Source organism: Asticcacaulis excentricus CB 48, from assembly GCF_000175215.2.
GTDB lineage: Bacteria > Pseudomonadota > Alphaproteobacteria > Caulobacterales > Caulobacteraceae > Asticcacaulis > Asticcacaulis excentricus.
On the sequence record NC_014817.1, the window covers coordinates 403777 to 416500 of the forward strand.

General features: G+C 60.4%; 14 protein-coding genes and 3 tRNA genes. 13 read left to right on the top strand and 4 right to left on the bottom strand.

Annotated features, from left to right (window positions below; all coding sequences use genetic code 11):
- Nucleotides 1–25 precede the first annotated feature (25 nt).
- Nucleotides 26–397, top strand: coding sequence for a DUF805 domain-containing protein (locus ASTEX_RS13525; protein ID WP_013480196.1), 372 nt, complete (start codon nucleotides 26–28; stop codon nucleotides 395–397).
- A gap of 17 nt (nucleotides 398–414) precedes the next feature.
- Here the strand turns inward: ASTEX_RS13525 and ASTEX_RS13530 are convergent.
- Together ASTEX_RS13530 and ASTEX_RS13535 are read right to left on the bottom strand one after the other, a co-directional pair.
- A tRNA-Gly gene (locus tag ASTEX_RS13530) sits at nucleotides 415–488 on the bottom strand.
- Nucleotides 489–533: 45 nt separating this feature from the next.
- A tRNA-Tyr gene (locus ASTEX_RS13535) sits at nucleotides 534–617 on the bottom strand.
- A 161-nt stretch (nucleotides 618–778) separates the two neighbouring features.
- On the opposite strand from ASTEX_RS13535, the gene rlmB reads away from it, so the two are divergent.
- Nucleotides 779–1747, top strand: a complete 969-nt coding sequence (gene rlmB, locus ASTEX_RS13540; RefSeq protein WP_013480197.1) for a 23S rRNA (guanosine(2251)-2'-O)-methyltransferase RlmB — start codon at nucleotides 779–781, stop codon at nucleotides 1745–1747.
- Here the strand turns inward: rlmB and ASTEX_RS13545 are convergent.
- Nucleotides 1695–2315, bottom strand: a complete 621-nt coding sequence (locus tag ASTEX_RS13545; RefSeq protein WP_013480198.1) for a class I SAM-dependent methyltransferase — start codon at nucleotides 2313–2315, stop codon at nucleotides 1695–1697. The two genes, rlmB and ASTEX_RS13545, sit on opposite strands and share 53 nt — an antisense overlap.
- Nucleotides 2316–2430: 115 nt before the next feature.
- Here ASTEX_RS13545 and ASTEX_RS13550 point away from each other — a divergent pair, with 115 nt between their 5' ends.
- Both ASTEX_RS13550 and ASTEX_RS13555 read left to right on the top strand, forming a co-directional pair.
- Nucleotides 2431–3201 (top strand): YjbE family putative metal transport protein, encoded by a 771-nt coding sequence (locus ASTEX_RS13550; protein WP_013480199.1) that lies wholly within the window; start codon nucleotides 2431–2433, stop codon nucleotides 3199–3201.
- A 152-nt stretch (nucleotides 3202–3353) separates the two neighbouring features.
- On the top strand, nucleotides 3354–4217 hold the full coding sequence (locus tag ASTEX_RS13555; RefSeq protein WP_013480200.1) for a dienelactone hydrolase family protein: 864 nt from the start codon (nucleotides 3354–3356) through the stop codon (nucleotides 4215–4217).
- 134 nt (nucleotides 4218–4351) lie between these two features.
- On the opposite strand, the gene ASTEX_RS19435 is transcribed toward ASTEX_RS13555, so the two are convergent.
- The gene (locus tag ASTEX_RS19435; protein ID WP_013480201.1) at nucleotides 4352–4768 is read right to left on the bottom strand and encodes a DUF805 domain-containing protein; all 417 of its coding nucleotides are present in this window, start codon (nucleotides 4766–4768) and stop codon (nucleotides 4352–4354) included.
- A 299-nt stretch (nucleotides 4769–5067) separates the two neighbouring features.
- Between ASTEX_RS19435 and ASTEX_RS13565 the strand changes: the two genes are divergently transcribed.
- The 9 genes from ASTEX_RS13565 (at nucleotide 5068) to rplA (ending at nucleotide 12723) form a co-directional block, all read left to right on the top strand.
- On the top strand, nucleotides 5068–5418 hold the full coding sequence (locus tag ASTEX_RS13565; RefSeq protein WP_013480202.1) for a YbaN family protein: 351 nt from the start codon (nucleotides 5068–5070) through the stop codon (nucleotides 5416–5418).
- Nucleotides 5419–5492: 74 nt separating this feature from the next.
- The gene (locus ASTEX_RS13570) at nucleotides 5493–7718 is read left to right on the top strand and encodes a S9 family peptidase (protein WP_013480203.1); all 2226 of its coding nucleotides are present in this window, start codon (nucleotides 5493–5495) and stop codon (nucleotides 7716–7718) included.
- 109 nt (nucleotides 7719–7827) lie between these two features.
- Nucleotides 7828–8670 carry a GIN domain-containing protein gene (locus ASTEX_RS13575; RefSeq protein ID WP_013480204.1) on the top strand — a complete coding sequence of 281 codons (843 nt, stop codon included), beginning with the start codon at nucleotides 7828–7830 and terminating at the stop codon, nucleotides 8668–8670.
- A 242-nt stretch (nucleotides 8671–8912) separates the two neighbouring features.
- On the top strand, nucleotides 8913–9710 hold the full coding sequence (locus ASTEX_RS13580) for an SPFH domain-containing protein (RefSeq protein WP_013480205.1): 798 nt from the start codon (nucleotides 8913–8915) through the stop codon (nucleotides 9708–9710).
- Between the two features lie 106 nt (nucleotides 9711–9816).
- Nucleotides 9817–9892: transfer RNA gene (locus tag ASTEX_RS13585), tRNA-Trp, on the top strand.
- Between the two features lie 98 nt (nucleotides 9893–9990).
- Nucleotides 9991–10293 (top strand): preprotein translocase subunit SecE, encoded by a 303-nt coding sequence (gene secE / locus ASTEX_RS13590; protein WP_013480206.1) that lies wholly within the window; start codon nucleotides 9991–9993, stop codon nucleotides 10291–10293.
- Nucleotides 10294–10306: 13 nt separating this feature from the next.
- Nucleotides 10307–10876, top strand: a complete 570-nt coding sequence (gene nusG, locus ASTEX_RS13595) for a transcription termination/antitermination protein NusG (protein ID WP_013480207.1) — start codon at nucleotides 10307–10309, stop codon at nucleotides 10874–10876.
- 720 nt (nucleotides 10877–11596) lie between these two features.
- The gene (gene rplK / locus ASTEX_RS13600; protein WP_013480208.1) at nucleotides 11597–12025 is read left to right on the top strand and encodes a 50S ribosomal protein L11; all 429 of its coding nucleotides are present in this window, start codon (nucleotides 11597–11599) and stop codon (nucleotides 12023–12025) included.
- An 11-nt stretch (nucleotides 12026–12036) separates the two neighbouring features.
- Nucleotides 12037–12723 (top strand): 50S ribosomal protein L1, encoded by a 687-nt coding sequence (rplA, locus tag ASTEX_RS13605; RefSeq protein WP_013480209.1) that lies wholly within the window; start codon nucleotides 12037–12039, stop codon nucleotides 12721–12723.
- The last annotated feature ends 1 nt before the right edge of the window (nucleotide 12724 follow it).

The following is a 12724-nucleotide window of genomic DNA, read 5'->3' on the forward strand; positions in this document are numbered from 1 at the left end:
CCATAAGCGACAGAGGAGTCCCGTTATGGATATATCGAACGCCTTTTTCAGCTATCACGGACGTTTTCGCCGCCGGGATTTCTGGCTCTACAGCGTTTTTCTGTGGCTGATCAGTTCGGCCTTCGTGGCCCTGTTTGGCGGTGATAATCACGGCATCAACCTGCTGCGGCCCTATCGCTTTGACGGGGTGGGGCTGATCGGCTTTCTCGCCTGGCTAGGCGTGCTCTATGCCACCTCCGCCGTGCAGGTCAAACGCTGGCATGATCGCAACAAGTCAGGCTGGTGGGCGCTGATCACACTGGTGCCGGTGATTGGCTGGCTCTGGGTGCTGATCGAGTGCGGCTTTCTGGAAGGCACAAACGGCGATAACCGCTACGGGGCGGCAACCAGGCTCTGAGATTTCAGGGAAGATTTTGGAGCGGGTAGACGGGATCGAACCGACATCCTCAGCTTGGAAGGCTGCTGCACTACCATTGTGCTATACCCGCCCTTGAGGCAGGGCCGTGGCCGAAGAACGTTTCAAGGGCGCGCGGTGGTGGGGGAAGCAGGACTCGAACCTGCGAAGCTTACGCAGCGGATTTACAGTCCGCCCCCTTTGCCGCTCGGGACATTCCCCCAAGCGCGCCCGTTGAAACGAGGTGGTCCTTAAACTCAATCTTTGAACAAAGAACAAGCCCAAAAACAAAAAAACTTTTTGGTTTCTGTGGATGCCCGCATTAAACAGACCGCCAATCCTGCCAAAAAGCCTTACCGGCCTCACATCGGAGCGCGTCTTATAGTGTCAAGCCAACGCGAACGCAACGACCCTAAATCGCGGAAAGGACCGAATGGTCCCAAAAAATCGGGGTCTAAGGCCGCTTTTTCCGGACAATCCAAGCCTTATGCTAAGGACAAACCGCGCGACAAGGGCGGCTATGCCCCGGCCCAGACAGCGCGATCCCAAACGCAGACCCACGCTCAGGCGCGACCTAAACCGCCGGTGCGTGTGTCCGAAGACGGCTGGATCTGGGGCCTGCACGCGGTGGAGGCGGCGCTGAAAAATCAGTCCCGGCTCGGACCGATTCGTCTCTATGTGACGCCGGACCGTCAAAAAGCGTTGGAGCAGGTGGCCCCAAAGCGTGGCGACCTGCATGTGCGCCTGACCGAAATGGCTGAATTTTCCGGCTTTCTGCCACAGGGGGCGGTGCATCAGGGTGTGGCGCTGAATGGCCCCCCGCTGGAAGGCGATGATCTGAACGGTTTGATGGAAGGGGCGCTTCGGCAAGAGCGCCCGGTGCTGGTCATGCTGGATCAGGTGACCGATCCGCAGAATATCGGGGCCATCCTGCGCACCTGCGCTGCTTTTGGCGCGGCCGGGCTGATCATGCAGGACCGCCATTCGCCGGTCATGCAGGGCGTGCTGGCCAAGACGGCGGCGGGGGCGATGGATAGAGTGCCCTTTGCGCGGGTCACCAACCTGTCGCGGGCGCTGGAGTCCCTGACGGAAAACGGCTTTGTCAGTCTGGGCATGGCCGGGGAGGCGGAGCACAGCCTTCAGGCCGTGCTGGAACAGCAAGGCTGGCGTCAGGCCGGCAGCCCGCGTGCGCTGGTCATCGTCATGGGCTCAGAAGGCGAGGGGTTGCGGCGACTGGTGGCCGAACACTGCGACCATCTGGTCAAAATCCCCATGCCGGGTGGCTTTGAGAGCCTGAATGTCAGCCATGCGACGTCGATTGCCTTGTATGAGGCTCTGGGTCGCGCGGTCTGATCGCCTCGTAATAGTGGTTACCGCCCTCATCGCTGTGGCTGGCGACGAGGGACAGGCCGTGCGCGTCCAGAAGCGCCGCATAGGCCGTCTGGCCCAATGAGCGGGAAAGGCGTCCGGTCAGGGTGTCCGGCCATTCGCAGGCCTGAAGTGGCGCGGTAAACAGAAAGCGCCCGCCGGGTTTCAGCGCTTGGGCTACCCGGCCGATCAGAGCCGCCTGATCCACCTTCGACAGCAGAAAGATCAGGCCCACGCAGACTGCCGCGTCGAACGTCCGGCCAAAGAAGGCACTGAGCTGCGCCGCTTCGCAGGCGACTGGCGCTTCGGGAAAGCGGGCGTGAAAGGCGGCGACCAGACGGGGCGAAGCATCTATGCCCGACACGGCAAACCCTGCCTCGATCAGGGTTTCAGCAATCGGCACGCCCGATCCGCAACCGACATCGACAATGGCGCTACCCGCTGGCAATTGGGCAATGGCCCAGTCGCGTACAAGGCTGGCCCCAACGCCGGAACGCATTTGCATGAAGCGCTCGGCAAGTGCGTCCCAGCCTTCGGAAGGATCAGTAGGCATGGACGAACCTCAACGGCGACCTGAACTTCTCCAGCCTGTCATGCGATCTGCCTCTGGACAAGGCGGGATGTGAAAACTAGGAGGGTGTGCAAACCTTTCTATTTATGGGCCTGTCATGGACTTTTTTAGCAATCCTGAGTTCGCGTCTCAGGTTTCGGCCTTCTTTCAGGTCGTCTTTATCGACATCGTCATGGCCGGGGACAATGCCGTGGCGGTCGGTCTGGCGGCGGCAGGTCTGGCGGCCAGTGATCGTAAGAAGGCCATCCTCTATGGGCTGATCGCCGCGGTCATTATGCGCATCGGCTTTGTGCTGGTGACGGCCAAGCTGCTGCTGATTGTCGGTCTGCTGCTTGCGGGTGGGTTGCTTCTGCTGTGGGTGGCGTGGAAGATGTGGCGCGAACTGCGCGAGCCCGATACTCACGCGCAGGAACACGCCGAAGCGGTGCTGGAAGACGCCACCGGGGCCGACATCAACGGCAATCCCACCACGGGTGGGGCGACCGCTCCGGCGCCTAAGCGCAAGAGCTTCAAGGCCGCCGTGGTTCAGATTCTGATCGCCGACCTGTCGATGTCGCTCGACAATGTGCTGGCCGTAGCCGGGGCGTCACACGCCCATCCCGAAATCATGGTCTTCGGCCTGATCCTCGCCATCGCTCTGATGGGGGTCGCCTCGCACTTTATCGCCAAGGTCCTGCACAAGTACCGCTGGATCGGCTTCTTCGGTCTGGCCGTGGTGCTCTACGTGGCGCTGAACATGATCTGGGACGGCCATCGCGACATCGTGGTCGATACGGGTAAGGTCACGGAATACAATCAGATTGTGCCGGACTTTATGGACATCACCGAAAAAGACATCAAACACTTCGGCCCCAAACCCGCGAATTGAGTTTTGAGTGCACAAATTGTCCGAAAAGGGGTGGCCACCTTATCGGATTGCGTTCTGAAAGCGGTTCCTGATCCTCAGGGGCCGCTTTTTTCTGGGAGATGTCCGAAGGATGGGCGGGGTTTGGGCGTAGAAACCTCAGACTGGAGGGCTCCATGGACAAACCCGTTGTTACACAGGCGATGATCGACGCCTATGATGAATTCACCCATACCTCATTTGATCGCCGCGCCTTTATGAGCCGCCTGACGGCCTTGACCGGATCGGCTGCCGCCGCCGCAGCGGTCCTGCCGCTTCTGAGTGCCGGGCAGGCGGCGGCACAGACCATTGCGGCCGATGACAGCCGTCTGGTGACCGAAGAGGTGACGATTGAGGGGCTGAAAGCTTATCTGGCGAGGCCCAAAGCTGTGTCGCGCAGGCTGCCGAGTGTGCTGGTCATCCATGAAAATCGCGGCCTGACGCCGCATATCCGCAATGTCACCCGAAAGCTGGCGCTGGAAGGCTTCGTGGCGCTGGGGGCGGATTTCCTGTCACCTGTCGGCGGCACCCCGGCCAATGAAGACGAGGCGCGTACCCTGATCGGCAAGCTGGACGGCACGCAGACCGTTGCCAATGCCGAAACCTATCTGAACTGGCTGAGCGGTTATTCAAATGGCAACGGCAAGACCGGGGCAATGGGCTTTTGCTGGGGTGGCGGTCTGGTCAACCGTATCGCCACGCAGTCGAAGGCGCTGGATGCCGGCGTTGCCTATTATGGCTCACAGGCTCCTCTGACCGACGTGCCCGGCATTCAGGCCCCGCTCATGCTGCACTATGCCAGTCTGGATGAGCGCATTAATGCCGGGATCGAAGCCTACCGCGCAGCTTTGACCGCAGCGGGCAAGCGTTTCGAGATTCACATGTACGAAGGCGTCAATCACGCCTTCAACAATGACACCTCACCGGCGCGATACAACAAGGCGGCTGCCGATCTGGCGTGGCAGCGAACGGTTGGTTTCTTCAAGAAATATTTTGATTAGAGCAGAATGATCTCTAATGGACTCATTCCGCTCAAGCCGCCATTGAGGTGGCGGCCAATGTGGCAAAGCCACCGCCCGGCGAGGGGCTAAACAAAAACCTAGATCATTATGTTTCTACCAGAAATCATAATGATCTAGGGCATGTCTTCGGGCATGTCCTCGAGGCGATAGGCGTCGAGCATCGGGCGGTGGCCTTCGGGCGAGGGGCCAAAGCGGTTGCCGCCCCTTTGGCCGGCCAAAAAGCCGCATTCGATCAGCGCCCAGACCTGCCCCAGGACCGGCACGAGGACGACCATCAGCCACCAGCCGGACTTGCCCCGGTCGTGCCAGCGTTTGACGCTCAGGCAGAAGCCGATCCACAGGAGCGGCAGCCCCAGAACCAGCCACATCGGGTCCACCCCCTCGGCCGGACTCAGGCCCACAGCGGTGCCATAATGGGTCCTCAGCCACCACAGGGTTGCGCAGACGACGGCGATCGCGAGGCACCAGCCCCAGAAGCCGATGCGCGACAGCCGCCCGTTCGGGCTTAGCAGTGTATTGATGATAGTCATGGTTTCCTCCCGGCCGCATCCTAGGCGACTCTCTTGTTCAGTGAATTTACCATAACGCGGTTCCAGACCGCAGAAGGGGGGCGGTAAACTTATCGGGAGCAGCTGGATCATTATGGTTTCTGGAAGAAGCATAATGAGCTCGCCTTTGTTTAGTCCCTCTCCGAGCGGCGGCAACGCCGCCTTGGTTGTCGCCTCAATGGCGGCTTGAGTGAGATTATTGCATAAGAAGCTAGTCTTCTAAGTTACGCTGTGACCATAAGACAGGTGCGCCCGCCGGCAATCGGGGCTATGCTGTGCGAATGAGAGTGGTTCTGAACCTGCTTGGCCTGTTTTTCGTGGCGCTTGGCGTCATCGGCATCTTCGTGCCGGTTTTGCCGACGACGGTGTTTCTGATCATCGCCGCCGTGATCTTTGCCCGCTTCAATCCGGAATGGGAGCGGCGTATTTTGGCGCACCCAAAGTTCGGCCCACCCGTCCGCGCCTTCCGTGAGCGCGGTGTCATTGGTCCGGCGGCCAAGATCGCCGCGGTCGGCGGCATGGCCGTGTCGTCGGTAATCGGCTTCGTCACCCTGCGCGGTGTGTGGGCCTTTGTGCCCGCGGGGGTGTGCCTGCTGTGCGCCCTTTACGTGCTGTCCCGGCCGTCGCAATGATAGTTACCCGTGTGACCGCTTGACCCGCTGCAAGGGAAGGGGCTAGCTTCCGGCATTGATTTCCGGAGTCCCCCATGCCGTCCAAGCTGACCCTTGCCGTCTCTGCCGCTGCCCTGCTGGGGGCGGCGGTCGCCTCTCCCGTCTTTGCGCAGGCTACGCTGACCCCTGAGCGGGTGTTTGCCAATCCGGACCTGTCCGGGCCGAAGGCGGTCGGGGCGCGCCTGTCGCCGGACGGGACCCTTCTGACCTTCCTGAAGCCCAAGCTGACCAATGCCACGGTGCAGGACCTGTGGGCCGTCGACGTCAAGGGCGGCGCGCCCTATGTGCTAGTTGATGCCGACAGCCTGTCTTCCGAGGGCAAGGAGTTATCTGAGGCCGAAAAGGCGCGACGCGAGCGGATGCGCGTGTCGGCGCGCGGCGTGGTGGCCTATGACTGGGACCCGTCGTCCAAGACGCTGTTGGTGCCGTTGGATGGCGACGTCTATTTGGTCGATCGGGCGACCAAAAAGATCAGCCGCGCAACCGAGACGCCGGGCGATGAGGTTGATGCCAAGCTGAACCCTAAGGGCGGGCAGGTGGCCTATGTCCGCGATCAGACGCTTTATGTCCGCGACCTCGCGACCGGCACCGAGCGCGCCATTACACCGAAAGGCGAGGGAGTCATTTCCTACGGCGTGGCTGAGTTCATCGCGCAGGAAGAACTGAACCGCTATACCGGCTACTGGTGGTCGCCGGACGGCACGAAGATCGTCTATGCCAAGGTCGATGAAAGCCCGGTTGATATCGTCGAACGCTTTGAGATCAACGGCACGGGCACGCGCACCGTCGATCAGCGCTACCCGAAGGCCGGGCGTCCCAACGCCATCGTCACCCTGTTTGTGCACGACCTGAAAACCGGAACCGATGTGCCGCTCGATCTGGGGGCCAATAGCGACATCTATCTGGCGCGCGTCAACTGGAGCCCGGACGGGCAGTCCGTCTTTGTGCAGCGCCTGAGCCGCGATCAGAAGACGCTCGACCTGCTGCAATACCTGCTTACCGGCGGGGCACCGCGGACGGTTCTGACCGAGACCTCGGACACTTGGGTCGAGCTGAATAACGACCTGCGTTTCCTGAAGGACGGGCGTTTCCTGTGGGCGTCGGAACGCGATGGCAATAACCACCTCTACCTCTATGACAAGGACGGCAAGCTGATCCGTCAGGTCACGCGGGGCGACTTCCCGGTGGCGAAGGTCGCCGCCGTCGATGAGGCGAAGGGCGAGGTATGGTTTGAGTCGTCCTATAAGGCCGTGGTCGAGATGGGGCTTTACAAGACCTCCTTCCTCAAGCCGTCCGAGCCGGTGGCCGTGACCAAAGCCGGCGGCTGGTGGTCCACGGACGTATCGCCCAATGCCAAGGCCTTTATCGGTACCTATACGGACCCCCAAACCCCGGCCCAGACCGGTCTTTATGACGCGACGGGCAAGCGCGTGCGCTGGATCGAGGAGAACGCGCTCGACGCCAAACATCCGTATTTCGCGTACAAAGACACCTATAGCGCGCCGGAATTCGGTAAGCTGGAGGCGCTGGATGGCGAAGACCTGCACTGGCTGATGCTCAAGCCGCGCGGCTTCGACCCGGCGAAAAAATACCCGGTCATCGTTTCCATCTATGGTGGCCCGGCGCGGCAGGATGTGCGGCGCGGCTGGGTGTCGCCCGCCAACCGCCTGTTTCAGGAGGCCGGATACATCGTCTTTACGCTGGACAACCGCGGCACGCCCAACCGCTCGGTGAAGTTCCAGCGCGCCATCTATAAGCAGTTCGGCGGGCCGGATATCGACGATCAGATCATGGGAGCGAAGTGGTTGCAAAGCCTGCCCTATGTCGATCCGGCGAAGATCGGCATTATGGGCTGGTCACAGGGGGGCTTTGTCACCCTGATGGCTCTGACGGCCAAGGACACGCCGTTTGTCGCCGGGGCGGCCGGCGCGCCGCCGACCGAATGGGGGCTTTATGATACGGCCTATACCGAGCGCTATATGTCCACGCCGCAGGCCAATGCCGAGAACTATGCCAAATATGATGTGGTCAACCGCCTCGATAATCTAAAGCCGGGCAGCCTGTTGCTGATGCACGGCATGGCCGACGACAATGTCATCCTGCAAAACACCACGCGCGTCGTCGATGCCCTGCAAAAGAGGTCGATCCCGTTTGAGCTGATGCTCTTTCCGGGCGACCGACACGGCATCCGCAGCAATGAGAAGAATCTGTTCCGCTATCGGTTGTATCTCGACTTTTTCGACCGAAAACTGAAGAAATAACGGCCTAAAACCTTGTTATATTACAATTGCTTCATGACACGTAATTAAGTTGTTCTGAGCGCCCGCCTTCTTCATGCTAGGCCTATTGAAACCGATCAGGGGTTTAACAATGGGCACGGGCATCAAGGCGGGCGTTTTCGTCGCCATCGCAGCTATGGCGGCCGCAGCGGGCGCGCAGGCCGCAACGCAGGTCGAACTGAAACACATGGCGGCGCGCGTCATCGTCACGCCGGAAAACCGCAGTGACGTGAAACTCACCGTCACCTACGGCAGGGCCGATCTGCCGAAAATTATGGTCAGCACGAAGGGCGACAAGCTGGTCGCCTCGGGCCAGTTGCGCAAACGCAGCTATGGCTGCTCCGGCAATCAGACGGTGCGCATCGACGGCAAGGGGCAGGTAGCCGTAGCCGATTTGCCGGTGGTTTATTTGCGGGTACCGATGGATGCCAAGGTCGCCTCGGAAGGGGCCGTCTCCGGGCGCATCGGGGCGGCCAAATCGCTAGAGTTCGCGCTGGGCGGCTGCGGTGACTGGACCGTGGATACGGTGCAGGGCAAGGCCGAACTGAACATCGGCGGGTCAGGTAGCATTCGCGCTGCCAATGCGGGCGATGCCGAAGTCGCCGTCGGCGGCTCCGGCGATGTCTATCTGGGTCGTATCAAATCCCTGTCGGGGGCCATCGGCGAGTCGGGCTCGATCAATGTCGCCGAAGTGGCCGGGCCGGTCGAAATCGCCATCGGCGGCTCCGGTGATGTGAGGATCGACAAGGGCACGGCCCGCAAGGTGGACGTTTCTATCGCCGGTTCGGGCAATGTGCGTTTTGGCGGCGAAGCGGTCGATGTCGATGTCTCTATCGTTGGCGCGGGCGATGTTTCCGTGCGCAAGGTCACCGGTCACGTCTCACGTTCCGTCATGGGCTCCGGCAAAGTACGCATCGGTGAGGGCGGCCGCTGACAGAAACAGGTATTTCGTCGGGTCATATTTTGATCCGACGGCGAAATCTCCGCCTGCGCTTTCCGGGGCAGGTGGCGATCAGGAGACGGGCCTGATCTTTCGGTCTGGCACTCTCTGGTTCTCCATAAACTCAAACGCGGCGGCCCTGGTGACCGTCGCGTTTTTTTGTCATCGTACCGTCTTTTGACAACCGGCTCCGACTGCGTTAACCCTTTTATTCTGGAGTAAGGGGGAGGGGTGTCATGCAGACCCTGCTGGACGGCCTGTCGGTGCTTGGCGGCTGGCGCATCAATTTTATGCAGGTCGCGACGATCGCCGTCATCCTGTTTGTCTTCGTCATTCAGGGTTTCCGCATCAATCAGGAATACCAGCGCGCTATCGTCTATCGGCTGGGGCGCTTTGTGAATGTGCGCGGACCGGGCCTGTTCTGGATCATCCCGTTCATCGAATGGAGCACCAAGGTCGATGTACGTATCCTCTCGGTCAATCTCCAGACTCAGGAAACCCTGAGCCGCGACGGCGTAGCGGTGAAGGTGAATGCGGTGGTATGGTACTGCATCGACAACCCGGCCAAGGCCGTCAACAGTGTGCTCGACCCGCATACAGCAGTGCTTCAGGCCGCCGAAACCTCGCTGCGGGACGTGATCGGGCAGCACGATCTCGACGCCATCCTCAAAGGCCGTGAACAGATCAACGCCCTCCTGATGACGCAGCTTGATCGTGCGGCGAACAAATGGGGTGTCGATATTGACGCTGTGGAAATGCGCGATCTCGACATTCCGGTGCAGATGCAGCGCGCCCTAGCTCAGGAAGCCGAGGCCACCCGCGAAGCCAAGGCCCGCCTGATCAAGGCGCAGGGCGAGCAGGCAGCGTCGGAAACCCTGCGGGCCGCCGCCATGGCCATTGCCGAGGCACCGGGCGCGATGGAACTGCGCCGCCTCCAGACGCTGCAAGAGATCGGCACCGAGCAGAATTCGACCATCATCCTTGGCTTCCCGCAGGAACTGCTGCACGCGGCGAAGCGTCTGTCTGGTGAATAACAAGTTTTTGGTGGATTTTGCGTAGCGGTGGCTTGCCCTTTGCGCCAACCGCTGATACACGCGACTTCCTCTGAAACCACCTGTCACAACAGGGCGTGTTTCTTATAGGGGTATAGCTCAGCTGGTAGAGCGCCGGTCTCCAAAACCGGAAGTCGTGGGTTCGAGTCCCTCTGCCCCTGCCATTTCATCGCAAATGAGGCTTGAAATCACGATTTCGAGCCTCATTTGTGCTGGAAGCGCCTGTAAGGCGCACCCTTAGAGAAAGCTGGACGAGACACTTATGGCCAAAAAGCCCCCTTCGACCCCGACGGTAGACAGCGCGCGCAAAGGCGCGGTCGCCCCCGTGGCTGCGGCCAGGGCGGCCGGCAGCGAAGCCGTCACCCCGAAGAAGCGCACCAGCCCGGCCAAATTCTTCTCCGAAGTCCGTCAGGAAGCGCGCAAGATCACCTGGACCTCGCGCAAGGAGACCTGGATCACCACAGTGATGGTGTTCATCATGGTCGTTGTCGCCTGTGCGTTCTTCTATATCGTTGACGGCGGACTGGGATTCGCGGTCAACTCGCTCATCAATATCGGACGTTAAGGGCTCACAACACATGGCCGAAACCCTGGAAGCGACGCTCGCACCGAACCCCAAGCACAAGTGGTACATCGTCCACGCCTATTCCAACTTCGAAAAGAAGGTGGCCGAATCCCTGCGCGAGCAGGCCAAGGCACAGGGCCTTGAGGATAAATTCTCCGAAATCCTCGTCCCTACCGAAGAAGTGGTCGAAGTCCGTCGCGGTCGTAAGTTCAACTCTGAACGCAAATTCTTCCCTGGCTACGTGCTGGTGAAGATGGAACTGACCGACGAAGCCTTCCACCTCGTCAAGAACACCCCCAAGGTCACCGGCTTCCTCGGTTCGGGCTCCAAGCCCATGCCGGTCTCCGAAAAAGAAGTTCAGCGCATCGTCGGCAATGTCGAAGTCGCCGCTGAAAAGCCCAAGACCGTTCTGTCCTTCGACATCGGCGAAAAGATCAAGGTCATCGACGGCCCGTTCGCCTCGTTCGACGGCGTGGTCGAAAGCGTCGATCAGGATCACGCCCGCCTCAAGGTGTCGGTGTCGATCTTCGGTCGCGCCACTCCGGTCGATCTGGAATTCGGTCAGGTCGAAAAGACCGTCTGATCCTCTTCGTCAAATCCGCTTACGCAAACCCCATGTGGCCCGGCTACGTGGGGTTTGTTTTTGCGCGTTTGGTGCTCGGAAGATTTTAGCCACGAACGGCACGAAAAGCACGAACGGGAGATTGGGGCATAGCGTTGCGCTTAATGTATCAAGTGCTGTGCTGTGCCGCGCGAGATTTTAGAGCGCAAGCCGATAAAGTGGGCACCACTTTTCGGAAAATTGCTTGACCAAACAAAAACGTAGAGCCATTCGGCGGCGCAGCTGAGCCGACGAATGCTCTAGGAACCACAGATTACACAGCTTTCACAGATTATTCGTGTCTGCGTCACGCAGGGGCGCGCAGCGCCATTCATCCGTGCAAGCCGCACAGAGGGAAAGGGCCCTGCTGGCCGGGCGTTTCAACGGCTCTTTTGGCTTCGCCGAACTACGTTTCGTGGCTAAATCTTCAGCGGTTAAACCCGTCACCCCGTATCCAGCGGGAAGAGATCGGGCCACAACAGGTTCAGGTCTTCGCGGCTGTAGGCTTTCTCAGAACCGGGTGCAGGGGCCGTGCCCCTCCTCTGGGTTTGCTAGGAAATCGCATAATCGCCCTTGCGGTGACGGGGCTTTTCGTCTAAGGCACCGGCTCTTCGTCTCCGGACGGAGCTAAATCCGTGGAAGGGGCGACCCGCACCACGGCTCACAACGTCCCAAAATACCGGGACTTTATGGAGATATCCAATGGCTAAGAAAATCCTGGGCTACATCAAGCTCCAGGTGAAGGCCGGCTCTGCCACGCCTTCGCCCCCCATCGGCCCGGCTCTGGGTCAGCGCGGCGTCAACATCATGGGTTTCTGTAAGGAATTCAACGCCCGCACCGAAAACGTCGAAAAAGGCACGCCGCTCCCGACCATCATCACGGTGTATCAGGACAAGTCGTTCACCTTCGTCACCAAGACGCCGCCGGCGACCTTCTTCATCAAGCAGGCGCTGAACCTGAAGTCGGGTTCGTCGAAGCCGGGTCGTGACTCGGCCGGCCAGATCACGCAGGCGCAACTGCGTGACATCGCCGAAAAGAAGATGAAGGACCTTTCGGCTCACGACATCGACGCCGCCGCCAAGATCATCGAGGGCTCGGCCCGTTCGATGGGTCTGAAGATCGTCGATTAAGGGGAATTCTGATGACCAAGATTGCAAAGCGCATTCAGGCCTGGAACGTCGAGGCCGACAAGCTGCACAACCTGACCGACGCTCTGGGCGTTGTGAAGGCCAATGCCAAGGCCAAGTTCGACGAGTCGGTCGAAATCGCCGTCAACCTGGGCGTTGACCCGCGTCACGCCGACCAGCAGGTCCGTGGCGTCGTTCAACTGCCGTCGGGCACGGGTAAGGACGTCCGCGTCGCCGTGTTCGCCAAGGACAAGAAGGCCGAGGAAGCTCTGGCCGCCGGTGCCGAAGTCGTCGGTGCCGAGGACCTGGTCGAAAAGATTCAGGGCGGCTTCATGGACTTTGACCGCGTTATCGCGTCTCCGGACATGATGGCTCTGGTCGGTCGCCTCGGTAAGGTGCTTGGCCCGCGCGGCCTGATGCCGAACCCGAAGGTCGGCACCGTGACCCCGAACGTCGCTCAGGCCGTCAAGGACGCCAAGTCGGGTGCCGTTGAATTCCGCGTCGAAAAGGCCGGTATCGTGCACGCCGGCATCGGCAAGACCTCGTTCACGGTCGAGCAACTCGAAGCTAACGCCAAGGCTCTGGTGGACGCCCTCGTGAAGGCGCGTCCGTCGGGTGCCAAGGGTCTCTATGTGAAGAAGATCTCGCTGTCTTCGACCATGGGGCCGGGCGTGAAGGTCGATACGTCCTCCGCTATGTAAG

Bases quoted from the DNA above. Each gene is read 5' to 3' on its own strand.
- ASTEX_RS13545 (WP_013480198.1), bottom strand. From the start codon at position 2,315: ATGCCTACTGATCCTTCCGAAGGCTGGGACGCACTTGCCGAGCGCTTC.
- rplA (WP_013480209.1), top strand. From the start codon at position 12,037: ATGACCAAGATTGCAAAGCGCATTCAGGCCTGGAACGTCGAGGCCGAC.
- ASTEX_RS13565 (WP_013480202.1), top strand. From the start codon at position 5,068: ATGAGAGTGGTTCTGAACCTGCTTGGCCTGTTTTTCGTGGCGCTTGGC.
- ASTEX_RS13570 (WP_013480203.1), top strand. From the start codon at position 5,493: ATGCCGTCCAAGCTGACCCTTGCCGTCTCTGCCGCTGCCCTGCTGGGG.
- nusG (WP_013480207.1), top strand. From the start codon at position 10,307: ATGGCCGAAACCCTGGAAGCGACGCTCGCACCGAACCCCAAGCACAAG.
- ASTEX_RS13575 (WP_013480204.1), top strand. From the start codon at position 7,828: ATGGGCACGGGCATCAAGGCGGGCGTTTTCGTCGCCATCGCAGCTATG.
- ASTEX_RS19435 (WP_013480201.1), bottom strand. From the start codon at position 4,768: ATGACTATCATCAATACACTGCTAAGCCCGAACGGGCGGCTGTCGCGC.
- secE (WP_013480206.1), top strand. From the start codon at position 9,991: ATGGCCAAAAAGCCCCCTTCGACCCCGACGGTAGACAGCGCGCGCAAA.
- ASTEX_RS13550 (WP_013480199.1), top strand. From the start codon at position 2,431: ATGGACTTTTTTAGCAATCCTGAGTTCGCGTCTCAGGTTTCGGCCTTC.
- ASTEX_RS13525 (WP_013480196.1), top strand. From the start codon at position 26: ATGGATATATCGAACGCCTTTTTCAGCTATCACGGACGTTTTCGCCGC.
- ASTEX_RS13580 (WP_013480205.1), top strand. From the start codon at position 8,913: ATGCAGACCCTGCTGGACGGCCTGTCGGTGCTTGGCGGCTGGCGCATC.
- ASTEX_RS13555 (WP_013480200.1), top strand. From the start codon at position 3,354: ATGGACAAACCCGTTGTTACACAGGCGATGATCGACGCCTATGATGAA.
- rplK (WP_013480208.1), top strand. From the start codon at position 11,597: ATGGCTAAGAAAATCCTGGGCTACATCAAGCTCCAGGTGAAGGCCGGC.